24 protein-coding genes and 1 riboswitch are annotated in these 24,551 nt (G+C 65.3%); of the genes, 13 read left to right on the top strand and 11 right to left on the bottom strand.

Going from position 1 to position 24,551, the window contains the following annotated elements; genetic code table 11:
* The first annotated feature begins 42 nt into the window (after window positions 1-42).
* Window positions 43-711: a hypothetical protein gene (locus ACPUD7_RS14625; RefSeq protein ID WP_425120291.1), complete on the top strand. Its 669-nt coding sequence runs from the start codon at window positions 43-45 to the stop codon at window positions 709-711.
* A 79-nt stretch (window positions 712-790) separates the two neighbouring features.
* Here the strand turns inward: ACPUD7_RS14625 and ACPUD7_RS14630 are convergent, their stop codons facing one another.
* The 6 genes from ACPUD7_RS14630 to ACPUD7_RS14655 form a co-directional block, all read right to left on the bottom strand.
* On the bottom strand, window positions 791-1,183 hold the full coding sequence (locus tag ACPUD7_RS14630) for a VOC family protein (protein ID WP_240689518.1): 393 nt from the start codon (window positions 1,181-1,183) through the stop codon (window positions 791-793).
* A gap of 57 nt (window positions 1,184-1,240) precedes the next feature.
* Window positions 1,241-2,593: a DNA repair protein RadA gene (radA, locus tag ACPUD7_RS14635; protein ID WP_425120292.1), complete on the bottom strand. Its 1,353-nt coding sequence runs from the start codon at window positions 2,591-2,593 to the stop codon at window positions 1,241-1,243.
* Window positions 2,594-2,699: 106 nt separating this feature from the next.
* On the bottom strand, window positions 2,700-3,467 hold the full coding sequence (map, locus tag ACPUD7_RS14640) for a type I methionyl aminopeptidase (protein WP_135537224.1): 768 nt from the start codon (window positions 3,465-3,467) through the stop codon (window positions 2,700-2,702).
* Window positions 3,468-3,765: 298 nt separating this feature from the next.
* Window positions 3,766-3,990 (bottom strand): PLD nuclease N-terminal domain-containing protein, encoded by a 225-nt coding sequence (locus tag ACPUD7_RS14645; RefSeq protein WP_135537223.1) that lies wholly within the window; start codon window positions 3,988-3,990, stop codon window positions 3,766-3,768.
* 169 nt (window positions 3,991-4,159) lie between these two features.
* Window positions 4,160-5,695 (bottom strand): aldehyde dehydrogenase family protein, encoded by a 1,536-nt coding sequence (locus ACPUD7_RS14650; protein WP_425120293.1) that lies wholly within the window; start codon window positions 5,693-5,695, stop codon window positions 4,160-4,162.
* A 50-nt stretch (window positions 5,696-5,745) separates the two neighbouring features.
* Window positions 5,746-6,948: an NAD(P)/FAD-dependent oxidoreductase gene (locus ACPUD7_RS14655; protein WP_425120294.1), complete on the bottom strand. Its 1,203-nt coding sequence runs from the start codon at window positions 6,946-6,948 to the stop codon at window positions 5,746-5,748.
* A gap of 179 nt (window positions 6,949-7,127) precedes the next feature.
* Between ACPUD7_RS14655 and ACPUD7_RS14660 the strand changes: the two genes are divergently transcribed.
* From ACPUD7_RS14660 to ACPUD7_RS14675, 4 genes are all read left to right on the top strand, one after another.
* Window positions 7,128-8,003 carry a LysR family transcriptional regulator gene (locus ACPUD7_RS14660; RefSeq protein WP_425120296.1) on the top strand — a complete coding sequence of 292 codons (876 nt, stop codon included), beginning with the start codon at window positions 7,128-7,130 and terminating at the stop codon, window positions 8,001-8,003.
* 48 nt (window positions 8,004-8,051) lie between these two features.
* Complete coding sequence (locus tag ACPUD7_RS14665) at window positions 8,052-8,654, top strand: class I SAM-dependent methyltransferase (RefSeq protein ID WP_425120297.1); 603 nt, start codon at window positions 8,052-8,054, stop codon at window positions 8,652-8,654.
* An 88-nt stretch (window positions 8,655-8,742) separates the two neighbouring features.
* Entirely contained in the window at window positions 8,743-9,063 is a 321-nt protein-coding gene (locus ACPUD7_RS14670; protein ID WP_135537219.1) for a putative quinol monooxygenase, read from the top strand.
* 56 nt (window positions 9,064-9,119) lie between these two features.
* Window positions 9,120-9,683 carry a hypothetical protein gene (locus tag ACPUD7_RS14675; protein WP_425120299.1) on the top strand — a complete coding sequence of 188 codons (564 nt, stop codon included), beginning with the start codon at window positions 9,120-9,122 and terminating at the stop codon, window positions 9,681-9,683.
* Window positions 9,684-9,700: 17 nt separating this feature from the next.
* Here the strand turns inward: ACPUD7_RS14675 and ACPUD7_RS14680 are convergent, their stop codons facing one another.
* The 5 genes from ACPUD7_RS14680 to ACPUD7_RS14700 form a co-directional block, all read right to left on the bottom strand.
* On the bottom strand, window positions 9,701-10,546 hold the full coding sequence (locus ACPUD7_RS14680; protein ID WP_425120300.1) for an energy-coupling factor transporter transmembrane component T family protein: 846 nt from the start codon (window positions 10,544-10,546) through the stop codon (window positions 9,701-9,703).
* Complete coding sequence (locus tag ACPUD7_RS14685) at window positions 10,539-12,116, bottom strand: ABC transporter ATP-binding protein (protein WP_425120301.1); 1,578 nt, start codon at window positions 12,114-12,116, stop codon at window positions 10,539-10,541. Before ACPUD7_RS14685 ends, ACPUD7_RS14680 begins: the two co-directional genes overlap by 8 nt.
* A complete protein-coding gene (locus tag ACPUD7_RS14690; RefSeq protein WP_425120302.1) occupies window positions 12,116-12,745 on the bottom strand; it encodes an ECF transporter S component in 630 nt (209 codons plus the stop codon). The genes ACPUD7_RS14685 and ACPUD7_RS14690 overlap by 1 nt, the downstream gene beginning before the upstream one ends.
* Window positions 12,746-12,766: 21 nt before the next feature.
* A riboswitch (TPP riboswitch) is annotated at window positions 12,767-12,875 on the bottom strand.
* 91 nt (window positions 12,876-12,966) lie between these two features.
* Window positions 12,967-13,926, bottom strand: a complete 960-nt coding sequence (locus ACPUD7_RS14695; RefSeq protein WP_425120303.1) for a universal stress protein — start codon at window positions 13,924-13,926, stop codon at window positions 12,967-12,969.
* A 136-nt stretch (window positions 13,927-14,062) separates the two neighbouring features.
* Window positions 14,063-14,602, bottom strand: a complete 540-nt coding sequence (locus tag ACPUD7_RS14700) for a DUF4916 domain-containing protein (protein WP_135537215.1) — start codon at window positions 14,600-14,602, stop codon at window positions 14,063-14,065.
* Window positions 14,603-14,796: 194 nt separating this feature from the next.
* Here ACPUD7_RS14700 and ACPUD7_RS14705 point away from each other — a divergent pair, with 194 nt between their 5' ends.
* The 8 genes from ACPUD7_RS14705 (at window position 14,797) to glpK (ending at window position 24,429) form a co-directional block, all read left to right on the top strand.
* Window positions 14,797-16,293, top strand: coding sequence for an MmgE/PrpD family protein (locus tag ACPUD7_RS14705; protein ID WP_135537214.1), 1,497 nt, complete (start codon window positions 14,797-14,799; stop codon window positions 16,291-16,293).
* Window positions 16,293-17,198 (top strand): methylisocitrate lyase, encoded by a 906-nt coding sequence (gene prpB / locus ACPUD7_RS14710; RefSeq protein ID WP_135537213.1) that lies wholly within the window; start codon window positions 16,293-16,295, stop codon window positions 17,196-17,198. The genes ACPUD7_RS14705 and prpB overlap by 1 nt, the downstream gene beginning before the upstream one ends.
* Complete coding sequence (locus tag ACPUD7_RS14715; protein WP_425120304.1) at window positions 17,195-18,316, top strand: bifunctional 2-methylcitrate synthase/citrate synthase; 1,122 nt, start codon at window positions 17,195-17,197, stop codon at window positions 18,314-18,316. The genes prpB and ACPUD7_RS14715 overlap by 4 nt, the downstream gene beginning before the upstream one ends.
* A gap of 25 nt (window positions 18,317-18,341) precedes the next feature.
* The gene (locus tag ACPUD7_RS14720; protein ID WP_425120305.1) at window positions 18,342-19,142 is read left to right on the top strand and encodes an enoyl-CoA hydratase/isomerase family protein; all 801 of its coding nucleotides are present in this window, start codon (window positions 18,342-18,344) and stop codon (window positions 19,140-19,142) included.
* A gap of 20 nt (window positions 19,143-19,162) precedes the next feature.
* Window positions 19,163-20,140 (top strand): Ppx/GppA phosphatase family protein, encoded by a 978-nt coding sequence (locus ACPUD7_RS14725; RefSeq protein ID WP_135537210.1) that lies wholly within the window; start codon window positions 19,163-19,165, stop codon window positions 20,138-20,140.
* A gap of 158 nt (window positions 20,141-20,298) precedes the next feature.
* A complete protein-coding gene (locus ACPUD7_RS14730; protein WP_425120306.1) occupies window positions 20,299-22,017 on the top strand; it encodes a glycerol-3-phosphate dehydrogenase/oxidase in 1,719 nt (572 codons plus the stop codon).
* Between the two features lie 118 nt (window positions 22,018-22,135).
* Complete coding sequence (locus ACPUD7_RS14735) at window positions 22,136-22,858, top strand: MIP/aquaporin family protein (RefSeq protein WP_135537208.1); 723 nt, start codon at window positions 22,136-22,138, stop codon at window positions 22,856-22,858.
* A gap of 38 nt (window positions 22,859-22,896) precedes the next feature.
* The gene (gene glpK / locus ACPUD7_RS14740; RefSeq protein ID WP_425120307.1) at window positions 22,897-24,429 is read left to right on the top strand and encodes a glycerol kinase GlpK; all 1,533 of its coding nucleotides are present in this window, start codon (window positions 22,897-22,899) and stop codon (window positions 24,427-24,429) included.
* The last annotated feature ends 122 nt before the right edge of the window (window positions 24,430-24,551 follow it).

Below are 24,551 nucleotides of genomic sequence, written 5' to 3' on the forward strand. Positions count from 1 at the left end.
GGGAAGCTGCCTGCTCACGTGTACCGCAGACGCCGTATCACCTTGAGCGTCCTGACCATCATCGTCCTCGCGCTGCTGGTGGTGGGCATCGTCGGCATCGTCAAAGCCCTCGGCAGCGGCAGATCGGACGAAGACGAGACCACGGCCGAACCGGAGCAGACGAGCGAGCAGAGCACCGCAGCACCCGTGCCGGATGAGAAGGCCGCGAGCGGCAAATGCCCCGACGACAAAGTCTCGCTGACAGCGAAGGTCGACCCGAAGTCGGTCAAAGACGATCAGGAACCCGAGTTCGGCATGGTCATCGGCAACAGCCACACCGCGACCTGCCTCATCGAGGTCGGCACCAAGCAGCAGGAGTTCGTCGTCGAGAAGGACGGCGATGTGGTCTGGTCATCGAAGTACTGCGCGGCATCGAAGGATGAGAATGCCGAGGTCTCGACCGAATTCGCTCCGCAGTCGGAGAAGACGGCGAAGCTGAAGTGGAATCGGGTCAAGGTCGATAAGAACTGCAACCGGGCGAAGGATGACTTCGCATCCGGCGAGTACGACCTCATCGTCAAGCTCGACGACAAAGAGAGCAAGCCGACGAGCTTCGAGCTTGAGAAGAGCGACGCGGAGAAGGCCGAAGAGAAGAAGGCCGCGGACGAGAAGAAGAAGGCCGAAGAGAAGAAGAAATCCGAGGAAGAGAAGTCCGAGGAACCTCAGGACTGAACCACGCGGCGCAGGATTGAGCCCGCCCGACCGAGCCCACTCGGCAGGGCGTCAGGGGTGACTCCTCGGGGTGTGTCGCTCAGGCTCCGCGGTAGGAGCCCACACCCCAGGAATTGCCGTCATGGTCGCGGAAGTCGAATTCCCGACCGCCGTAGGACTGTGTCGCCACCGGTCTGACGATCGCATGCCCCATATCGACGATCTCCTGGTAGAGACGATCGACTTCGCGCTCCGTGTCGACGACGACGTAGATCGAGCTGCCGCCGACGGCGTCGAGTGCCGAACCGTCATTGCGGACGGAGCCGATCATGATCCCGCCGGTCTCGCCGAGTGCGTATTCGGCGTGGTCGACGAGTTCGGGGTCCTGCTCATTGCGGACCATCAGACGCTCAGTGAACCCGAGCGTGACCAGCAGTGCGATCGTGGCCGCCGCATCCGTGGTTCTCAGTGCCGGAAAAACTGTTGTGGTCATGACTCAAGGATGCTCTAAAACCGTGCGAAAGTCCCGAACTTTCTCTACCCCGGGTTCTCATCCGCCGTTGAGCAGCAGGACCTGTACCGCCTCGGCGATGTGTTCGCATTCCCTGACTGTCATAGTGTCCGGTGTCGACACATTGCGCATGGCCTCCTTGGCCACGATGGCATGAGTGATGCCCAGACGTCTGGCCTCGTTGAGCCGCTGTCCGAGGTTGGGGACATTGCGGATCTCCCCGGACAGACTGATTTCGCCGATGCCGACGAACTTCTTCGCCAGCGGTCTGCCCGTGACCGCCGATGCCAGGGACAGGCAGATGGCCAAGTCGCTGGCCGGTTCGGACAGCTTCGCCCCGCCGACCGTGGCGGCGAACACGTCGTTCTTGGCCAATTGGACGCCGGGGATGTTCTGGCTGAGCACGGCCAGCATCATCGCCACTCGGGAGGAGTCGACTCCCGAGACCGACCGGCGTGACTGGCCGCCGGCGGATTCGGTGATCAGCGACTGCACTTCGACGAGCAGGGGGCGCTTGCCCTCCTGGGTCACCGTCAGGCAGGTGCCCGGCGGGTTGTTTCCGCTGCGGGAGAGGAAGAGTCCCGAGGGGTCTTCGAGGCTGTGGATGCCGTTCTCAGCCATATCGAAGCAGCCCACGTCGTCGGTGGGTCCGAAACGGTTCTTCACCGCCCGCAGCATACGCAGGCGAGAGTGCTTCTCTCCCTCGAAGGTGCATACGACATCGACGAGGTGTTCGAGGAGCCGGGGTCCGGCGATTGTGCCGTCCTTCGTGATGTGGCCGACGAGGACCGTGGGCAGGGACCGGGCCTTCGCTTCCCGGATGAGTGCGGCCGCGACCTCCCGGACCTGGGTGACACCACCGGGGACGCCTTCGACCTCGGAGGAGGCCAGAGTCTGGATGGAATCGACGATGAGCAGTTCGGGTTCCTCGGCCTCGATCATGCCCAGCACCGACCCGAGGTCGGTCTCCGCGGCAAGCAGGAGCGAGTCTGCCAGGGCGTTGATCCTCTCGGCCCGGAGCCGGACCTGGCCGGCCGATTCCTCACCCGTGACGTAGAGGACTTTGGCACCGAACATCGCGGCTTTCGCCGCGACATCGAGCAGCAGCGTCGATTTGCCGACGCCCGGCTCGCCGGAGAGCAGGACGACGGCGCCGGGGACGATTCCGCCGCCGAGCACTCGGTCGAGCTCGGAGACATACGTCTCCTTCGCCTGCGCCAGCGTCGAGTCGATCTGATTGATCGGTTTCGCCCCACTGGACTTCTTGACCTTGGTCTTCACCTTCGAAGTCTTCGCGCCCCTCTCCTCGAGGGTGCCCCAGGCCTGGCACTCGGGGCAGCGTCCGAGCCATTTGACCGTCGAATAGCCGCATTCGGCACACGTGAAAGACATACCGCAATTCTGGCACGAGACCATGACACGAGAATCTGCGGACGATGAAGGGGCGCCCGACGATCTCATCGTCGGACGCCCCGTTGACAGAAGTGCGGCGGCCGGGTCAGTCGAGCGCGGTGAGGACCCGTGGACCATCCTCGGTGATGGCGATCGTGTTCTCCGAATGCGCGCCGTGGGAACCGTCGGCAAGGCGCAGGGTCCAGCCGTCCTTGTCCACGGTGAGTTTCTTCGAAGTGAAGGACCACCACGGTTCGATTGCCAGCGTCAGTCCGGGTTTGAGGACGAGACCGCGACCGCCTTTGCCGCGATTGGGCACGTGCGGATCCTCGTGCATCGTGCGGCCGAGTCCGTGGCCGCCGAAGTCGAGGTTGACGGGGATGCGCTGGGCATCGGCGACATCGCCGATCGCCTTCGAGATGTCGCCGAGGCGGTTGCCGGCCTGGGCGGCACCGATGCCGGCTTCGAGGCCGGCCCACGTCGAATCGATGAGCTTCTGGTCCTCTTCGCTGCCGTTTCCGACGACGACGGACCGGGCGGCATCGGCGACCCAGCCGTCGATGGACACCGCGAAGTCGAGGGTGAGGAGATCGCCGTCCTTCATCACATAATCGTGGGGCTTGCCGTGGAGGACGCCGTCGTTGACCGACAGGCAGATGACGTTCCTGAAGGGGCCCTCACCGAATGAGGGTGCGTAGTCCCAGTAGCAGGAGACCGCCCCGGCGTCCTCGATGAGCTTCCGCGCGCGCTTCTCCAAGTGCATGATGTTCATGCCGGGCTCCGCGGTCGAAGACAATTCGGCCAATGTCTGCGCGACGAATCGGCCGGTGACCGCCATTTTGTCGATCTCGGCGGGTGTCTTCAGCTCAATCACGGGTGTTCTCCTTCAACGATGCGCAGGGGGTTCGTGTCGATTTTAGTCCTCGGCGGTCCCGAAGTCGCGGCCGCACGCGCATCTGTGGGCAAGGAGACAGCCGCAGGAAGAGAACCCGGCCCGCCGTGGGCGTGCTGGCGCTGCGGACTCTTCACCCCGCCGCGACCGGCGTCAGGTAACGCGAATCTCGAAAGAGTCGTCGCCGGCGACGCGTTTTTCGAGATTCGCGTTACCTGAGAGAAGTGACGCGCTAACTCTTCGGCTCGTGCGGCTGATCGCGATGCGCACTCACGGCCCTTCAGCTGAGGCCGCCGTTCTCCTTCTGCGGTCGCGCGACGAACCAGCAGATCGGCCCGACGACGGGCAGCAGCAGGACGATGATCGCCCAGACGAGTCTCACTCGGGCGTCGAGCCCCGATCGGGCGATGCTCACCATTGCCCAGATGAGCAGAACGACGAGCAGCAGGACGACGCCGGACCAGATCACATCATAGGCAGCTGGTAGCAGCGGATTCTCACTCACGTCATCAGGAAACCTTGTCCTGTTGTGGGCGTCCGGTTCGCTCAGTCAATGCGAAGCTCGAAAAGGTCATCACTGGCGACGACTTTTTCGAGTTTCGCGTGACCTGAAGGCGATTGCGCGTCACAGGGCCGCTGCCCGTTCGAGGTCAGCCGGACCGAGTGCCCGCTCGTCAGAGGAACTCCACTCCTTGGGCCAGGGGCAGCTCGCCCGAGTAGTTGATCGTATTCGTCGCCTGTCGCATATAGGCCTTCCATGAATCGCTGCCGGATTCGCGGCCGCCGCCGGTCTCCTTCTCTCCGCCGAAGGCTCCGCCGATCTCCGCACCCGAAGTGCCGATATTGACATTGGCGATGCCGCAGTCCGACCGAGAGAAGAATCTCTCCGATTCGGCCAGTTCGGAGGTGAAGATCGCCGAGGACAGGCCCTGCGGGACCCCGTTGTGGATCTCGATCGCCTCGTCGAGATCCGAATAGGTCACGACATAGAGGATCGGTGCGAAGGTCTCTGACTCCATCACCGCTGTCTGTGCGGGCATCCGCACCACCGCCGGTTCGACATAGTGGGCATCGGGCCGTTCCTCGGCGAGCACCCGTGCTCCGCCGCAGAGCACCTCGCCGCCTTCGGCCGTGGCCTGTTCGAGGGCGGCCTGCATGGCATCGAAGGAGCCTGCGTTGATGAGGGGGCCGACGAGCACACCGTCATCGGTCGGTGAGCCGATGCTCAGCGTCCGATACGCCGAGACGATCTTGTCGACGAACTCATCGGCGATGGATTCGTGGACGATGAGCCGGCGCAGGGTCGTGCAGCGCTGCCCGGCGGTGCCGGCGGCGGCGAAGACGACACCGCGCAGAGCCAGTTCGATATCGGCGCTCGGCGCGACGATGGCGGCATTGTTGCCGCCGAGCTCGAGCAGGATCCGCCCGAAGCGCTCGGCCACGACGGGCCCGACCTCACGACCCATGCGCACCGATCCCGTGGCCGAGACCAGAGCCACCCGTTCGTCACGCACCATCGCATCACCGATGTCCCTGCCTCCGACGAGGACCGGGACGAGCCCTTCTGGTGCCCCCACCTCGGCGGCGGCCCGCGCCAGCAGAGACTGTGCGCCCAAGGCCGCGAGCACGGCATTCTCCGAGGGCTTCCACACCACGGAGTCCCCGGCCACCAGGGCCAGGGCAGTGTTCCAGGAGTACACGGCCACAGGGAAGTTGAACGCGGAGATGACGCCGACGACGCCGAGCGGGTGCCAGGTCTCCATGAGCCGGTGTCCGGGTCGTTCGCTGGGCATGGTCTTGCCCCACAGCTGTCGGGACTGGCCGAGCGCGAACTCGCAGATGTCGATCATCTCCTGCACCTCGCCGGCTGCCTCCGAGGGGGTTTTTCCGGCCTCGACGGTGATGATCTTCGCGAGATCCTCCTTGTGCTGACTCAGCAGCTGGCCCCACCTCTGGACGAGCTGTCCGCGCACGGGCGCCGGCACGTCACGCCAGGAGGCGAAGGCCTCGGCGGCGGCACCGATCTTCCCTGCCGCCGTCTCCGGGGTGTCGGCGGCGAGGGTGCCGAGCCTCTGGCCGGTGATGGGGGAGCGGGCGGGCAGATGCGCCGAGGCGACCGACCCTTCGAGTACGGATCGGTCGACGCCGCAGGCGCTGAGTCCGGCGGTGAGAAGGTCGGAGATGGTCTGGTCGGTGGGCAGTGCGGTCATTGCTGTCCTTTCGGTGACGGTGGTGCAGGAAGGTATGTGGGGTGGGGCGTTCAGACCACGTTGAGCTCCTTGCGCAGTCCGGTGGTGATGAAACGGCGTTTGTCCATCGGGGTCACGTCGACGAAGGGGGCGCGGCCGGTCATGAGGTCGGCGACGACCTCCCCGACGGCCGGCCCCATGAGGAAACCGTGGCCGGAGAACCCGCAGGCGTAGAAGAATCCCGTCAGCTCTTCGGCCTCACCGATGAGCGCATTGTGGTCCGGAGTCATCTCGTACAGTCCCGCCCACCCGCGTTTGGCCTCCACATCGATGAGCGCGGGCGTGCGGGCTTCGATGCGTTCGGCCAGGGTGGTCAGCCAATTCGGGTCCCGTTTGTCATTGAACGACCAGTCATCGACCTCATCGGGGCAGCCGAAGAGCAGACCGGGACCTTCCGGGTGGACGTAGTAGCTGGTCGTGAAGTCGATGGTGAAGGGCATCCCGGTCGTGTCGAAGTCGACCGGTTCCGAGACCATGATCTCCCGTCGCAGCGGCTTCACCGGAAGATCGACCCCGGCCAGGTCTCCGATGAGTCCGGACCAGGCACCGGCCGCGCACACGGCCTGGGTGCAGGCGATGGTGCCGTGGTCCGTCACCACCGCGGTGACCTCACGGTCGGGTCCGGCTGAGGTCTCGAATCCGGTCACCTCGCAGTCCTTGAGCACCTGCACGCCGCGTTCGCGAGCGGCCGTGATGTACCCGGACACGACCGCCTCGGGGGTGCAATGGCCATCACCGGGGTTGAACGCCCCGGCCACGAGCCCTTCGGTGTTCACGTACGGGGCGAGTTCGGCCACCTCAGCGACGGTGAGCATGCGCGAGTCGAGTCCCATCCGCTGCTGCAGGTCCACATTCTCGGAGAAGGCCTGCGCGGACTCCTCGGAGTCGAGGAGGAACAGATAGCCATTGCTCACGAGGTCGATGTCGACTCCGAAATCGGTTTCGAAGTTCCGCAGCACCTCGAGGCCGTGCGCGGCCAAGGCGATGTTCACTTCGTCGGAGAACTGGCAGCGCACACCTCCTGCCGCTTTCGACGTCGAACCGGAGCCGGGAGTGTCGCGTTCGACGATGACGACGTCTTCGACGCCTCGTTCGGCCAGGTGGAAGGCGATGGCCGCGCCCATCACTCCCGCGCCGATGATGACCACCGATGCGCTCGCCGGTACCCCTTCGGGCGTGGTCGGATCCGTGTTCGGTGCGGTCGGGATCTCCACTGTGACCTCCCTGTCTGCCCCCGCGGCGACCGCCTTTGGCCGCCGCAGAGGCGAAAGACGCCGACGTCGATGTCGGCGGACTGCGACTTTCCCCCATTGTGCTCGCCCTCACAGTTAAGGACAAGAGAGAGTTTGTGAACACTCTGTTGAGGAAACCTAAAGACAGCTAGGATGCCTCCATGACGTGGACACTCGGGCAGCTGCGCACCTTCGTCGCGGTGGCCGAACTGGGATCGATGACGCGCGCAGCCGACCACCTCGGCTACAGCGTGGGCGCGGTGTCCCAGCACATCGCCGCACTGCGCAAGGTCGTCGACTCCGAACTGTTCGTCCGCCGCGGCCGCGGGCTCATCCTCGCCGAGGCCGGGCGCACCCTGCTGCCGCGTGCACGGAACATCCTCGCCGCCCAGAAGCAGGCCGAGATGGCGATGCTCGGCCGCGACTTCCGCAGCGAAGCGATCGTCACCCTCGGCGTGTTCGGATCCGCATCGATGACAGCGCTGCCGCAAGTCGTGCACCGGTTGGCGCAGCGCCACCCGCACATCGAGGTCCGGGCACGGGAGATCAATGTGGAGTCGATGTCAGCGGCCGTCATCGACGGAGTCATCGATCTGGGGATCGGGATCAACTATCCGGCGGTGCCGCTGCCGCCGATGCGCGGGCTGAGCTGGGAGGCGGTGGCGAAAGAGGACTTCGGCATCGTCGTGCCCACCGGCCGGGCTCGACCGGGGGAGACGGAACTGGCCGAGGCGGATTGGATCCTCCCGCCGGCCGAGGAGCTCTTCGGCCGAGCGATGCGTCTGGCCACCTCGGCGCTGGGAATCAATGCGAAGGAGACGCACATCGTCACCGACACCGCGGTCGCCCTTGCACTCGCAGGGACCGGGCTGGGCCTGACCCTGGCGACGCCGATCATGATGTCCCTGAGCGGGCCCGATGTCGATCTGCATCCCGTCGCCGAGGCGGGAGGGCGTGAGATCATCGTGCTCACCTCCCCGGACCCGAGCGATCCGGTCAGCGCCGTGGCCGCGGTCATCGCCGAAGTGTTCGTGTGAGCACCGACCTCGACGTCGGGAGCTGTGAAATCGTCCTAGGATGAGGCCATGAGCTTCGATCACAAGTGGAACCAGGTCCGCAGGGTCAACCCCGAGCATTCGGCGAACTATGCCGAGATGTGGCGCAAACAGGTCGCCGCCGGGCACGACATCGGGGGAGAGGCCCGACTCGTCAACGCGATGGCTCCGCGCGAAGCTCGGATCCTCGACGCCGGCTGCGGCACGGGGCGGGCCGGCGGTCTGCTCATCGAAGAAGGGCACACTGTATACGGCGTCGATCTCGACGAATTCCTCATCTCCGTCGCCGAGGAGGACTACCCAAGCGGGGAATGGCACACCGGCGATCTCGCCGACTTCGATTTCGCAGGGACCGGGATCGATGAGATCGACGTGGCCTTCTGCGCCGGCAATGTGCTCGCCTTCCTCGACCCGGCCTCCCGCCGGCAGACCCTGAGCAACATCAAGTCCACGCTCAAGCACGGCGGCCGCTTCGTGTCCGGGTTCGGCGCCGGACGCGGCTACGATTTCGATGATTTCGCCGACGATCTCAGGGCCACCGGGATGTTCGTCGATCAGAGGTTCTCCACCTGGGAACTGCACCCCTTCGACGCCGGCAGCGACTTCCTCGTCCTCATCGCCACACGACTGTGAGGCGTTCTCGCTGCGTCCAGTCGATTCGTGCGGTCGACCGAACTAGGCTGAAGACGAACCATCCACCAAAGAGCTGAAGGAGAATCCCATGATCTTCATCGTTGTGAAGTACGACGTGAAACCCGAAAGCGTCGAGAAGTTCCCCGAGGCAGTGCGCACCTTCACCGAGGCGACCCGGGCCGAACCGGGCAATCTCTTCTTCGAATGGTCGAAGAGCCTGGAGAACCCGAACGAGTTCGTCCTCGTCGAAGCATTCACCGACGAGGGTGCCGAACCGCATGTCACGAGCGATCACTTCGCTGCCGGGCTCGAAGCGATGCGCCCGCACCTGGCCTCGACCCCGAAGATCATCTCCCGCAAGATCGACGGCGAAGGCTGGGACGAGATGGGCGAACTCAAGATCGACTGATCGCCGGACCGGCCTGAACCGTCGCTATTGGGCGCCGCAGAGATTAGACTTCTGCCATGGCGACCAGAGGGATGAACATTCCGGCGATCGAGACCGCCCTCGGCGAGAAGTGGGAGGACACCCGCGCTCGCCTCGAGGCGGCCGGGGGAGCGTCGGCGAGTCACAGAGAACTTGCCGACGCTCTCTATCCGCAGTTCGAAGGCCAAGTCGACAACCACGGCTGGTGGGTCCAAGGTGCAGTCGTCGCCTACGAGCAGGAGATCGGTCGGCGGGTGCCGGGGCAGCGTGCCGACGGCACCTTCGACGTGGCTGTCTCCCGCACGATTTCCGGTCAGCGCAGCGACCTCATCGCGAAGTTCGCCTCCTTCGTCGACGGCACTCTCAACGGAGCGGCCCTCGAGGGAGAACCCCGCACCTCCGAGACCGCGAAGCGCTCCTTCTGGCGAGCGGACCTCGACGGCGGGATCAAGGTCGAAGTCGCCGCCGAGGCGAAGAGCGACGACAAGACTCTCGTCGTCCTCACCACCTCGAAGCTGCCGAGCCCGGACGCTCTCGAAGACTGGCGGGCCTTCGGCAAGGACTTCCTCAGCCGGCTCGCAGGCCCGTCGGCCCGGGACTGAAGCGCTTCGGCTCAGCTTCAGCCGATGATCGGATTCCAGGTCCCCAGCAGGTGCGCGGCGACGATCGCCAGTGCACAGACGGCCAGGCTGATGAGCACGACCACGAGATCCCGGATCCCGAAGTGTGAGCGCCTGCGCCATGTCCGGCCGGGACGACCGAACGCACGGCCCTCCATCGCCATCGCCAGTGTGGTGGCGCGACGAATCGAGACTACGAGCAGGACGAACACCCCGCTGAAGAGGCTGTGAGTCCTCCGCAGCAGCGAACCTCCGGCCACACCCCTGGCTCGCCGCGCCATCGACAGCACCTGCCATTCGCTGACCAGGAGTCCGAGGAGCCGCGAGGCGGCAAGCACAGAGACCACGACCACCTCGGGCAGGCGCAGATGTTGGATGAGCGCATCGGACAGGTCGCGCGGATCGATCGTCGAGGCGAGCACGATGAGCGGAATCGCCAGGGCCAGAGCCCGGAGGAAGATCGCGGCGGCTGCGGACAGCGATCCGGTGGTGAATAGGATCGGTCCGAAGTCGACGACGACGGGTCCGGTCTTCTCCGCCAGCAAGGCGGTACCCCAGGCCGCGAGCAGGGCGCCGGCAGGCAGGAACCACAGTCTCTTCGCCGCGGCCGACAGGTCGAGACCCGTGGCCGGAAGGGCAAGAAGGCAGAAGACGAAGACGACTCCGGCCGAGACCAGATCGATGCTCAGCAGAGCCCCGACCATGAGGATGAGTGCCACGCCGATCTTCGTCAGCGGGTTGCACCGAACCACGAGGGTGCTGCGCATGACGGGAATGAGCTGGCCCGGATCCGGAACGGCCGCCTCGGTGGGGGAGGAGCGCACCCGCACGAGTCGTTTACTCACCGCGATCACCGGCCCTGACCTGGACGTCGGCGGACAGAGTCGTGGCCCCACCACCGTGGTCGCCGAGATCGAGGAGATCGGCCCCGATCGCCTCGAGGAACGCCTGATCGTGACTGACCGCCACGACCGCAGATCCGTGCGCGAGAGCATCGAGGAACATCTCGACCAGTCCCGCCCACGTCAGCGCATCCTGACCGAAGGTCGGCTCGTCGACGATGAGGACTCGCGGTCGAGGTGCCATCATGGCCGCCACCGACAGGCGCCGTTTCTCTCCTCCGGACAGGCTCTGCGGGTGCGTCTGCGAGAGTTCGGCCAGACCGAGTGACACGAGCAGGTCATCCACTCGTGTCGCGATCTCGGCACTCGACCAGCCGGCCAGTCGCGGACCGAGTTCGAGTTCGCCGGCGACGCTGGAAGCGAGGAACTGATGCGCGGGTTCCTGGAAGACCATCCCGATGCGCGGGGCCAACTGAGCAGAAGGCCAGGCGAAGGGGCGGGTGCGTCTGAGTCCGTCACGCAGCTCTGCCTCGGCGTGGACCGCGCCGGCGAATTCGGGAATGAGCCCGGCCATGGTCAGTGCTGTCGTCGATTTCCCGGCCCCGTTCGGGCCGACGAGGCCGAGCGCCTGCCCGGCGCGCAGACTCAGATCGAGGCCGGCGACCGCGGGCGCGCGCATCCGCGGTCGCGCAACGCTGAGTTCCTCCGTGCGCAGCAGCACCTCGCCGAGGCGGTCGTCCGCCCGGTCGGACAGGACCCGTGACCGTTCGGGCTCACCATCGGTCCGGCCGGATCCGCTCAGCGACCGGGTACGGTCATCGCGGGATCGTGAGGGATCCTCGGGCACCCAGATCCCGCAGTCGATGAGAACGCTTGAGAGATTCGGATGACCGAAGACCCGACTCGGAGCGCCCTGGGCGAGGATTCCCTGCCGGCCGAGCACGATCACCCGATCGACGTGATCGAGCCACAGCCCCACGCGGTGTTCGACGACGAGCATGGTCGCCTGAGTCTCGGCCTGCACGGCAAGGACGGCATCACGGACGCCGGGCGCGGAAGACGGATCGATATTGGCCGTCGGCTCGTCGAGGACGATGACCTCCGGCGACATCGCATGGATGCCGGCCAGAGCTAGACGCTGCTTCTGCCCGCCGGACAGCGCCGCACTCGGATGCTCGGCGGGCAGGTCGAGTCCCATGGCACGCAGAGACGAGGGAATCCGAGCCTCGATGGTCTCGGCGGGCAGACCGAGGTTCTCCATCCCGAAGGCGACATCGTCGCCGATGCGGGAGAAGATCACCTGCGAATCGGGATCCTGCAGGACCAGTCCGGTGCCGCCTCGGCGAGGATTCGGAGCCTCGCCGCCGACGAGGAGCTCACCGCTGGATTCGCCGGACTCCTCGGGCAGGACGCCGGCGATGGCATGGAGCAGAGTCGACTTGCCGGCCCCCGAGGGGCCGAGGAGGAGGACCTTCTCACCCGCGGCGATGTCGATGTCGAGGGGCCCGACAGCCGGTGTATCGCGATCGGCATGCGTCCACGAGTATCCGCGTGCCGTGATCGGCAGTGCCATCAGCGCAGGCGACCGGAGGCGAACGAGCTCAGCGCCCCGGTGGCTGCGATCGCCCGATACGCGTACCAGGCGCCGATGCCGGAGAGGACGAGGCCGGAGACGATGGCGCACACCGCGTAGATCGCCTGATAGCCGAACTGCCATTCGGCGTTGTACATGATGTTCTCGCTCACAGCCATGAACGCCGCGGCCACGACCCCTGACAGTGCGGTGATCCAGAGCGTGAACCGCCTGTAGCCGAAGGCGGCGAAGACGAGTTCGGCACCGAGGCCCTGAATGAACCCGGACAGCAGCACGGTGGCTCCGAAGTGTGAGCCGAGGACCGCCTCGACGATGGCGGCGATGAGTTCGCACAGGAGCGCGGCTCCGGGCTTGCGGATGATCGCAGCGGCCAAGGGGCCGGCGAGGACCCACAGGCCAGCGATGAGCCCGATAGAGGGCGGGAAGGCCTGGAAGGCGAGTTCGAGGACCTTCCAGCTCAGCGCCAACACCCAGAACACGAGCCCGACGGCGATGCCGAGCACGGCGGTGGTGACATAGTCCACGACCCGCCACTGCTTCGATTTCGGAGCCCTGGTGTGTGCGGTCGCCGCGGCGGAGGTGGTTTTCGGTGTGGTGGTTTTCGGCATTGTGCCTCCTCATACAAGGAGGGGTGAAGAGTCTCGACTTCCTTCGGCGGTCCTAGCCGCATCAGGTTCGAGGGTCTGCAGCTTCTTCTGCACTCTCAGCGCCCCTGACGGCGCTCCCCTGTCGTAGCCACCACTGTACAACAGGGGAGAGCGGGCCCCGGCACGGAGCTGTCCGGTCCGCGGACCCTCAGGTGCCGCCGCGCTGTCAGGTGCCGTTGCTGTCAGCTCGGGACGACCATCACCGTGCCCTCGGCATGATTGAGGACTCCGCGTGAGACGGAGCCGAGCAGGACGCTGCGGAACCGTCCTCGTCCGCGCGTGCCCATCACCGTCAGCTGCGCCCTGGCGCTGATCTCGACGAGCGTCTGCGTGGGGTCACCGACCGGCACCGAGGAGGACACCTCGAGATCCGGGAACTGCTCGGACAGCTGCGCGATCTCTTCCTCCAGTCCGGCAGCGATCTGCTTCTGCCGCCGTCCCGTGACTTCGGAGCTGAGCTCGAGCTCGGGGTACCAGTAGAGCCATTCCTCTCCCGCCGGAAGCACCGCGACGACTTCGAGTGCTGTTCGGCGCAGGGCGGCTTCGGCGGCCGCGGTGACCATGGCGACCCGGCCGGTGTCCGAACCGTCGACGGCCACGACCACCGGTCCGTCCGCCTCGGCGTTCGCGGCATGGTGGGGGACGACGATCGTCGGACAATGCGCGTGAGCCGGCACGGCGGTGGACACCGAGCCGAGGACGCGGCCCATGAAGCCGCCTCGGCCCCGCGCGCCGAGGATGATGACCTCGGCATCGGTGCTCAGCGCGATGAGCGAGCCGGCCGCATCGCCGGGCACGGTGCGGAAGCTCTTCTCTCCGGGATGATCGCGGAGGAGTTCGACCGCCTCGGCGAGGATCTTCTCCGCTTCCTGCTTCGCTATCGCGTCCTCGGGCTCGCTGGGAATCGACGCCATGTTCGGGTAGATCATCGTCGGCAGCGGATATGCGGTCACGACGGTCAACGTGGTCTTGCGTCGTTCGGCTTCCAGCGCGCCGCACCGGACCGCGAGACCGGCGAGTTCGGAGCCGTCGAAGCCGACGAGGACGCCGAATTCTCGGTTGAGACCGGACTCGGACGGCTGGGCATCAGCCGGACGTGTTTCGGGGGTGTGGGACTCGGGCATTGGGGACTGGGCAGACATCTCGGACCTCTCCCTCGGGGCCTGGCCAACCCAGACGCCGACGACGGCCCCGACCAGCGGTATCGTCTGCGTCGCCACCAGTCTACCAAGGTTATTCTACGGAATGTAGAAAACGGTGTCTGTGAGAACCGCAGTCTCAGACCGGGAAGCCCAGATGGGTGAGCGCGGCCTTGAGGATGAAATCCTGACCGTGGCAGAGCTCGCTGGTGATATCGGGGCGCAGGGTCTCCTCGGGGGTCAGCCAGTCGAGACTGAGGGCATCGGCTCGTGGAGTGCACTCGCCGCGGACCTCGAGGACGAAGCACATCGAGATCGCGTGCTGCCGGGGGTCGTGGAGGAGGCCGGAGCCTTCGGTGGGGAAGTATTCGGCGATGTGGAACGGGGAGATCGACGGCGGGATGACCGGCAGCGCCATCGGGCCGAGGTCGTTCTCGGCGTGCCGCATGAGCGCGGAGCGGATCGATTCGTGGAAGCGGATGCGCCCGCCCACGACCTCGCGGCCCAGGGTTCCGTCCTCGAGGCTGCGCAGCAGCAGTCCGATGCGTTCGACGTTGCCGGCCTCGCCGACTCGCACGGGGATCGCGTTGACGTAGGGGATGGGGATCCGTCTGCGCAGGCGGGCGAACTCCGCATCGTCGAACCAGTTCTCATCGAAGTCCAATGCAGTGCGGGTCATGAGGCAATCGTCCCATATCGGGGGTCGGTGCAGAAGAGGCATCGGACCCTGTTGGTGAACCAGCGCACACATCGGGTAAAATATCTTGATGTCGAGATAAATCTCCGACCGGCAGAGATCTGCCGAGTGCCGTGACCTACAGTGGGGTCAGCACCTGACGACCAGTTCCGGTCAAGGACTATGAAGGGGTATCCATGATCAATCATGAAGTCCGCACTCATAAGAGCTCAGAGAACCTGGCTCGCGAAGATCAGCTCGCTTGGAAGATCGCCGAAGTCGCATCCGACTCGACGCCGGTCGACGCAGACGTCACCGAGATGGTCATCAACCGCATCATCGACAACGCCGCCGTGGCAGCCGCCTCGGTGCGCCGCTCCGCTCCGACGCACGCTCGTGAGCAGGCGCAGGCTCATCCGTTCAACCCGGGTGCCAACATCTTCGGTCTGCCCGTGACCGATCGCTTCTCTCCGGAATGGGCCGCTTGGGCCAATGGTGTGGCCGTGCGTGAACTCGACTTCCACGACACGTTCCTCGCTGCCGAATACTCGCACCCCGGCGACAACATCCCGGCCGTCCTCGCGGTCGCCCAGCACAAGGGCATCGGCGGCAAGGACCTCATCAACGGCATCGCCACCGGCTACGAGATCCAGGTCGACCTGGTCAAGGGCATGTGCCTGCACGAGCACAAGATTGACCACGTCGCCCACCTCGGCCCCTCCGCGGCCGCCGGCATCGGCGCGCTGCTCGGCCTGCCCACCGAGGTCACCTTCCAGGCCGTCCAGCAGGCGCTGCACGTGACCACCGCGACCCGTCAGTCGCGCAAGGGCGAGATCTCGTCCTGGAAGGCTCATGCTCCCGCCTTCGCCGGGAAGATGGCCGTCGAGGCCGTCGACCGTGCGATGCGCGGCGAAGGCGCACCGAACCCGATCTACGAAGGCGAGGACGGCTTCATCGCCTGGATCCTCTCCGGCCCCGAGGCCCGCTACACCGTCCCGCTGCCGGGCCAGGGCGAAGCGAAGCGTGCGATCCTCGACACCTACACCAAGGAGCACTCGGCCGAGTACCAGGCGCAGGCGCTCATCGACCTTGCGCGCAAGCTCGGCGGACAGATCGAGGATCTGACGAAGATCAAGCGCGTCGTCATCCACACCTCGCACCACACCCACTACGTCATCGGCACCGGCGCGAACGATCCGCAGAAGATGGATCCCAAGGCCAGCCGCGAGACCCTCGACCACTCGATCATGTACATCTTCGCCGTGGCCATGCAGGACCAGGGTTGGCACCACGAGCACTCCTACGCTCCCGAGCGCGCCGGTCGTCCCGACACCGTCGAGCTGTGGCACAAGATCGAAACCACTGAGGACCCGGAGTGGACCCGTCGCTACCACTCGACCGACCCGAACGAAAAGGCCTTCGGCGGCCGCGTGGAGATCGAGTTCGACGACGGATCGACACTGACCGACGAGATCGCCGTGGCCGATGCCCACCCATTCGGTGCGCGTCCCTTCGCCCGGGCGAACTACATCGAGAAGTTCAAGACCCTCGCCGAGGGCGTCATCTCCGACGCGGAGCAGGCCCGGTTCCTCGACCTCGCTGAGAACCTCGAAAACCTCGATGCCTCGGGTGTGGGCGAACTCAGCTTCGTCGTCGACGGACTCGAGCACAGCGGATCGAAGGGCATCTTCTGATGCTCGGCGCACAGGCAACCCCGGCCGAGCGTCGCGCTGAGTTCCGCGAACTCCTCGCCGGCGACAAGATCGTCCAGTTCCCCGGCGCCATCAACCCGATCAACGCTCAGATCATCGAGCAGACCGGTTTCGAAGGCGTCTACATCTCCGGCGGTGCATTCTCCGCGGCCATGGGTCTGCCCGATATCGGGCTGACCACGCTCACCGAGGTGGCCGACCACGGACGCAACATCGCGCGAGTGACGAACCTGCCGACATTCATCGACGCCGACACCGGATGGGGCGAAGCCATGAACGTGGCCCGCACCGTCCAGGAGTTCGAGGACGCAGGGATCTCGGGCATGCACCTCGAAGACCAGGTCAACCCGAAACGCTGCGGCCACCTCGACGGCAAGGAGGTCGTGACCGCGGCCGAGATGTCCAAGCGGATCAAAGCGGCGGTCAAGGGCCGTCGCGATGAGAACTTCGTCATCTGCGCCCGCACGGACTCTCGCGCCGGAGAAGGTCTCGACGCCGCCATCGACCGGGCCAAGGCCTACGTCGATGCGGGAGCGGACATGATCTTCCCCGAAGCGATGCGCGACCTCGGCGAGTTCGAGACCTTCGCGTCGGCCGTCGATGTGCCGATCCTGGCGAACATGACGGAATTCGGAAAGAGCGAACTGTTCACAACAGAGCAGCTGGCGAATGCGGGAGTCAAGCTCGTGATCTACCCGGTCACGACTCTGCGCATCGCCATGGGTGCGATCAAGACGGGCCTGGAGACCATTCGGGACAAGGGCACTCAGGTGGACCTGCTCGAGGGCATGCAGACCCGTGCGGACCTGTACGACACGATCGACTACGCTGCGTACAACGATTTTGACGCCGCAGTATTCAACTTCTCACAGGAGGGTCACCAGTGACCGAAGAAATCAAGAAGGGCCTTGCCGGCGTCGTCGTCGACACCACGGCCGTTTCGAAAGTAGTCCAGGAAACGAACTCGCTGACCTACCGCGGCTACCCCGTCCAGGAGCTCGCCGCCAAGCGCAGCTTCGAGGACGTCGCCTACCTCATCTGGAACGGCGAACTGCCCACCGAGGCTCAGCTGGAGGAATTCCAAGAGCGTGAGCGCGCCCAGCGTGCCATCGACGACAAGCTCATCCAGCTCATTCTCGACCTGCCGAAGGACTGCCACCCGATGCACGTCGTGCAGACGGCCGTGGCCTACCTCGGCGCCGTCGACCCCGAAGCCGATGTCGAGGGCGAAGAGGCGAACCTGGCCAAGGCCGAGCGCCTCTACGCGCAGCTGCCGACGATCGTGGCCATCGACCACCGTCGCCGTCACGGTCTCGATCCCGTCGCTCCGAGCAGGGATCTCGGCTATGCCGCGAACTTCTTCAAGATGGTCTTCGACGAGGTTCCCACCGAAGAGGTCGTGCGCTGCTTCGACGTGTCGATGATCCTCTACGCCGAGCACTCGTTCAACGCTTCGACGTTCACCGGCCGCGTGATCACCTCGACGACGTCCGACCTCTATTCGGCCGTCGCTGGTGCCGTCGGTGCGCTCAAGGGCCCCCTGCACGGCGGCGCGAACGAAGCGGTCATGGCGATGCTCGAAGAGGTCGGCACCGCCGACAGGGCTTCGGCCTGGATCGACGAGGCGCTGGCCAAGAAGGCGAAGATCATGGGCTTCGGCCACCGCGTGTACAAGAACGGCGATTCGCGCGTTCCCACCATGCGCAAGGCCTTCGAGGACATGGTCGAGGCCAAGGGCGCCAAGGATCTGCTCGATCTGTACAACGCCTTCGAAGAGGACTTCGTCGAGCGCAAGGGAATCTACCCCAACCTCGACTACCCTTCGGGCCCGGCCTACCACCTGATGGGCTTCGACACCGAGCAGTTCACTCCGATCTTCGTGATGGCCCGCATCACCGGATGGACCGCTCACATCTTCGAGCAGCAGGCGAACAACGCCCTCATCCGTCCCCTGAGTGCTTACGACGGTGAGGACCAGCGTGAGGTCCCGGACAACCGGGGCTGAGAGGTCCGAAAGGCAGAACAGCATTATGGGACCTGACGGTCTGTACCGTCCGGTCGATCTCGAGGGTTTCGACTTCACCGTCACCGGTGGGGTCGGAACCCTCGTCATCGATCGGAGGAAGAAACGCAACGCGATCTCGCGTGCGATGTGGCGGGCGCTGCCGGAGATCATCGCCTCCGTCGACGCCGATGACTCGATCGGTGCGCTGATCATCACCGGTGCCGGCGGGCATTTCTCCGCCGGTTCGGACATCGCCGACCTCGATGTTCCGCTGGCCGACTTCTGGGAGCTCAACTCCTCCGCCGAGGCGGCCGTAGCGAATTCGCGGACTCCGACGATCGCGGCGATCGAAGGAAACTGCGTGGGCGGAGGCACCGAGATCGCTGCCGCCTGCGACATCCGCATCGCCGCCCCCGGGTCGATCTTCGGTGTGACCGCCGCGAAGCTCGGCCTTGTCTACCCGGCCGGGCCCACCCAGCGTCTGGCGCAGATCCTCGGAGACTCCTGGGCCAGGTACCTCTTGATCACAGCGTCGATCGTGAAGTTCGAGAAGATGGCCGAACTCGGCTTCTTCCATGACACGACGCCGACTCCCCTGGCTGCGGCGCAGGCACTGGGGGAGCGGATCGTCGGCCTGTCCCGGCTCAGCCAGGTCGGGGCCAAAGCGATCCTCGACGGGAATCTGCTTGCAGGTGAGGAGCCGCCTCGGTGGTTGGATTCGGCGTACCGGGAGGAGATCACGCGCGGGCAGGAGGCCTTCTTCGCCAAACGACCGCCGGATTTCGCGTTCGCGAAGTCCGCGTGGGCAACAGACGGCGAAGCCTGAAGACGGGATAAACTGAGCGAATGCGTCTTGCAGTCCTCGATATCGGCTCCAACAGCGTCCACCTCCTCGTCGTCGACGCTCACGTCGGAGCACCGCCCCTGCCTGCCACCTCGCACAAGGAGGTGCTGCGTCTCGCGGAGTACCTCAGCGACGACGGAACGATCGATGCGGAGGGCCAGGAACGTCTGCACTCGTTCATCGCCGAAGCCGTCGAGATCGCGGAGGACCAGGGGGCGGAGCAGATACTCGCCTTCGCCACCTCGGCGGTCCGCGATGCCCCGAACGGGGTGGCGCTCATCGAAACGATCAACGCTCAGCTCGGGGTCACCCTCAATGTGATGTCGGGCCGGGACGAAGCCCGCGTGACCTTCCTCGCCACTCGCCGCTGGTTCGGTTGGTCGGCCGGAAAGATCCTGCTGCTCGACATCGGCGGCGGCTCTCTGGAGATCGCGGTCGGTCAGGACGAATACCCGCAAGCGGCCGTGTCGGTTCCGCTCGGCGCCGGACGCACCTATTCGGATTTCCTGCCGGACCCCATCCCTTCGGCCGAGGACATCCACAAACTGCGCAAACACGCACGGGCGCAGATCGGACGCATCGCCGGTGACATCAACAGGGTCGGCGTGCCCGACCAGGTCGTCGGCTCTTCGAAGACGTTCCGCTCCCTGGCCCGCATCGCCGGTGCCGCCCCGAGCGGGGACGGCATCTACGCCCCGAGGAAACTCTTCCGTCGCGATCTCGAAGGCATCATCGATACCCTGGCCACACGCACCCCGGCGGCGCGGGCGACGCTGCCCGGCGTCTCCGAAGCCCGTGCCGGTCAGGTGCTCGCCGGTGCGATCGTCGCCGAAGCGGCATTCACGATCTTCGACATCGGCGTCATGAACATCTCGCCGTGGGCACTGCGCGAAGGCATCATCATGCGCAAACTCGACCTGCTGGATTCGGCCGAGCAGTCCTCGACGATGCGCGTCGAAGCGGTCGCCGCACTCGACTGATTCGGCCGCCTCGTCGTCGCTTGTTGTCTACCGGTCAGTATCGCACCTCAGAATTGCCTGCTAGTTTTTGACTATCCGCTTCCGGCTCGACTCATCGTCCCGAACCGGGATGACAATGGTGGATGTCCGAACGTCTGATAGAAAGCACGCTTCTGCCGATGCGAAATGGTGAGCTGTCCCCGCACTACCGCGAACAGGCCCTCGAGACCCTCAAGAACACAACGGCGGCCGATCCACTCGACGTCTTCGTCGTCGGCGGTGGTGTGACCGGCGCAGGCTCTGCCTTCGACGCGGCCACACGCGGTCTCAAGGTCGGAGTCGTCGATTCGAAGGACTGGGCCTCCGGCACCTCATCTCGGTCCTCGAAGCTCATGCACGGTGGTCTGCGCTATCTCGAGATGCTCGACTTCAAACTCGTCGCCGAGGCGCTGAGGGAACGTGACCTGCTGCTGCAGCACACCGCTCCTCACCTCGTCGAGCCCGTCGCCTTCGTCTTCCCCTTCGAGCACCGTCTCATCGACCGTGCCTTCATCGGCTCCGGCGTCCTCCTCTACGACACGATGGCCACCCGACCGGGCCGCAAACGAGCCGTGCCGATGCATCGGCATCTGTCCAAGAAGGCGCTGAGCGCACACTTCCCGGGGCTGGCCGACGATGCCGCCGTCGGTGCGCTCGAATACTACGATGCGAAGGTCGACGATGCGCGGTTCGTGATGACGCTCGTGCGTTCGGCTGTCGGCTACGGTGCGGCCGCTGCCAACCACGTCTCGGTCATCGGCTACCTCCATGACGGCGACCAAGTCACTGGTGTGCATGCCAGGGATGAGGTCACCGGAGAGGAATTCGATATCCACGCCCGTCGCACTATCCTCGCCGGGGGCGTATGGACCGAGGAGCAGCAGGACCTGGCGAAGGCCGATGCCGGACTCAAGGTGCTCGCCTCCAAGGGTGTGCACATCACCGTGGCCCAGGACAAGATCAAAGCCGACCCGGGAACGGGGATCATCTCGAAGACGGAGAAATCCGTCCTCTTCGTCATCCCCTGGGAAGGCTATTGGGTCATCGGCACCACCGACACTCCGTGGACCGAAGACGTCGACAGTCCCGTGGCGACCTCGAAGGACATCGAGTACCTGCTCGAGCATGCGAATGCGATCCTCGCCGACAAACTCACCCGGGAGGACGTCATCGGAGTGTACTCGGGTCTGCGTCCGCTGCTGCAGCCCGTGGTCAAGGAAGGGCAGGCCTCGACGAAGGTCTCCCGGGAACACACTGTGATGGAAGTCGAACCCGGACTTGCCGCGATCGCCGGCGGCAAATTCACCACCTACCGGGTGATGGCCGAAGACGCCGTCGACTTCGTCCTCGGCGACGATGCGAAGGACCGCAGGTCACTGACCGAATCCGTGCCGCTGCTCGGTGCCCAGGGCGTGGGCGCGCTGCGTCGCGGTCAGACCGGGATCGCTGAGAAGTACGGCTGGGACGAAGACCGGGTCAGTCGGCTCATCCGTCGCTACGGCACCCTCATCGAGAATCTGCTCGACCTCGTCGACGAGGATCCCGAACTCGGTCGGCCTCTGGACGGTGCCGACCGCTATCTGCGCGTCGAGGCCTACTATGCGGCCGCCGCAGAGGGGGCCGTCCACCTCGGCGATATCATCGAACGCCGCATGCGGCTGAACTACGAAACCCGCGATCGGGGCAAGAACGCCGCCGAGGCGGTCGCCGCCATCGTCGGCGCGGTGCTCGGCTGGGACGACAACCGGGTGTCGGCCGAGGTCGAGAAATTCAACGCCCACGTCGACGCCCAGGTCGCGGCCGAGTCCACCGATGACGACGCCTCGGCGGCGGCTCTGGTCGGTGAAACCCTCCACTGAGTCGTTCACAACGACGTGCGGGACGACAACCGAATATCGACCGCCCCCGGAGCATCGCCCGGGTCGACCATCGACCGGAACACCCACCGGAAAGACAAACAATAGGAGTTTGTGAGATATGGGCACTATCTTCCTTCACGAGATCGCTGGCACGGCGATGCTCATGCTGCTCGGCGTCGGCGTCGTCGCCAACGTCGTCCTCGGCAAGACCAAGGGCAACGGGGGCGGCTGGCTGCTGATCTCCTTCGGTTGGGGACTTGCCGTCTTCGCCGGCGTCTATGTCGCCTACAAGACCGGAGCGCACCTCAACCCGGCCGTGACATTCGGCATCCTGTTCAGCGGGGCCGCAGAGTACGCGGACGGGATCCCCGTCACCGTGAGCAACACCATCGCCTACCTCGCCGCCGAGCTGATCGGAGCGATGATCGGTGCGTTCCTCGCCTGGGCGGTGTACAAGAAGCACTACGACGAGGAGAAGGACCCCGGCAACATCCTCGGCACCTTCTCGACCGGCCCGGAGATCCGCTCATACGCCTGGAACTTCGTCACCGAGGTCATCGCGACCTTCGTGCTCGTCATCGTCGTCCTCCTCTTCGGCGGCACCCCGGACAGGCTCGGTCCTCTGGCCGTGGCGCTCATCGTCGTCGCGATCGGCGCGTCGCTGGGCGGCCCCACCGGCTACGCGATCAACCCTGCTCGCGACCTCGGGCCCCGCATCGTCCACGCTCTCCTGCCGATCCCGAACAAGGGCGGCTCGGACTGGGCATACTCGTGGGTGCCGGTCTTCGGCCCACTGGTCGGCGCCGTCCTTGCAGGTGTGGTCTCCCGAGCCCTCATCTGAGTACGATCACAGACAACCACCTCGACACAGGAGTCAGAATGAGTCAGGAAAAGTTCATCCTCGCCATCGATCAGGGCACCACCTCGTCACGGGCGATCGTCTTCGACCACGACGGCCAGATCGTCTCGTCCGGTCAGCTCGAACACGAGCAGATCTTCCCTCGCGCGGGATGGGTCGAACACGACCCGGTCGAGATCATCAAGAACACGAACGAAGCCATCGGCCAGGCGCTGACCCGGGCGAACATCAACCGCCATCAGCTCGAGGGCGTCGGCATCACAAACCAGCGTGAGACCACCGTGATCTGGAACAAGCACACCGGTGAGCCCGTCTACAACGCGATCGTGTGGCAGGACACCCGGACGCAGAAGATCTGCGATGAGCTCGCCGGCGATGACGGGGCCGATAAGTACAAGGACCGTGTCGGTCTGCCGCTGGCCACGTACTTCGCCGGGCCGAAGGCGAAATGGATCTTCGACAACGTCGACGGGGTCAAGGAATCCGCCGAGGCCGGTGATCTCCTCTTCGGCACGATGGACACGTGGGTGATCTGGAATCTCACCGGCGGGGTCAACGGCGGCCTCCACGTCACCGACGTCACGAACGCTTCGCGGACGATGCTGATGAACATCGACACCCTCGACTGGAACGCCGAGATCGCTGGGGAGATGGGCATCCCCGTCGAGATGCTGCCGGAGATCAAGTCGTGCTCGGAGATCTACGGCTACGGGGCGAAGAACGGACTGATCATCGACACCCCGATCTGCGGCATCCTCGGCGATCAGCAGGCGGCGACCTTCGGTCAGGCCTGCTTCGAGAAGGGGCAGGCGAAGAACACCTACGGCACCGGCAACTTCATGCTCATCAACACCGGCAACGAGCCGGTGGCGAGCAAGAACGGTCTGCTCACGACCGTGGCCTACAAGATCGGTGACGCCGATGCCGTCTACGCCCTCGAGGGGTCGGTGGCGGTGACCGGTTCGCTGGTGCAGTGGATCCGCGACAACCTCGGTCTGATCAAGGACGCTCCGGAGGTCGAGACCCTGGCCAAGAAGGTCGAGGACAACGGCGGCTGCTATATCGTGCCGGCGTTCTCGGGTCTCTTCGCGCCGCATTGGGAGTCCGATGCCCGCGGCACCATCGTGGGTCTGACCCGGTATGTGAACAAGAACCACATTGCGCGTGCCTCGCTCGAGTCCGTGGCGTTCCAGTCCCGCGAGGTCCTCGACGCGATGAACCTCGATTCCGGCGTCGAGCTCACCGAGCTCAAGGTCGACGGCGGCATGGTCGCCAACGAGACGCTCATGCAGTTCCAGGCCGACCTCCTCGGCGTGCCCGTCATCCGTCCCGAGGTCGTCGAGACCACGGCACTGGGGGCGGCCTATGCGGCCGGAATCGCGGTGAAGTTCTGGAACGGCGAGGAGGATGTCAAGGCCAACTGGCGTGAGGACAAACGCTGGGACCCGTCGATGGACGAGGAGAAGGTCGATCGCGTCTATCGCCTGTGGAACAAGGCCGTGGAACGGTCGAAGGGCTGGGTCGACGAGGACACCGACGCCCTCTCCTCCTAATTGCTACTGTGAGTATTGATAGTGGCTGGTCTGGGACTGGCTGGCAGAGTAGGGACTGACCGTTCCATCGATCATCATGACTCTAATTGCTACTGACTCCAACGATGTCCTCGTCGGGATCT

The sequence above is a fragment of the Brevibacterium sp. FAM 24630 genome (assembly GCF_049804075.1).
Classification (GTDB): Bacteria; Actinomycetota; Actinomycetes; order Actinomycetales; family Brevibacteriaceae; genus Brevibacterium.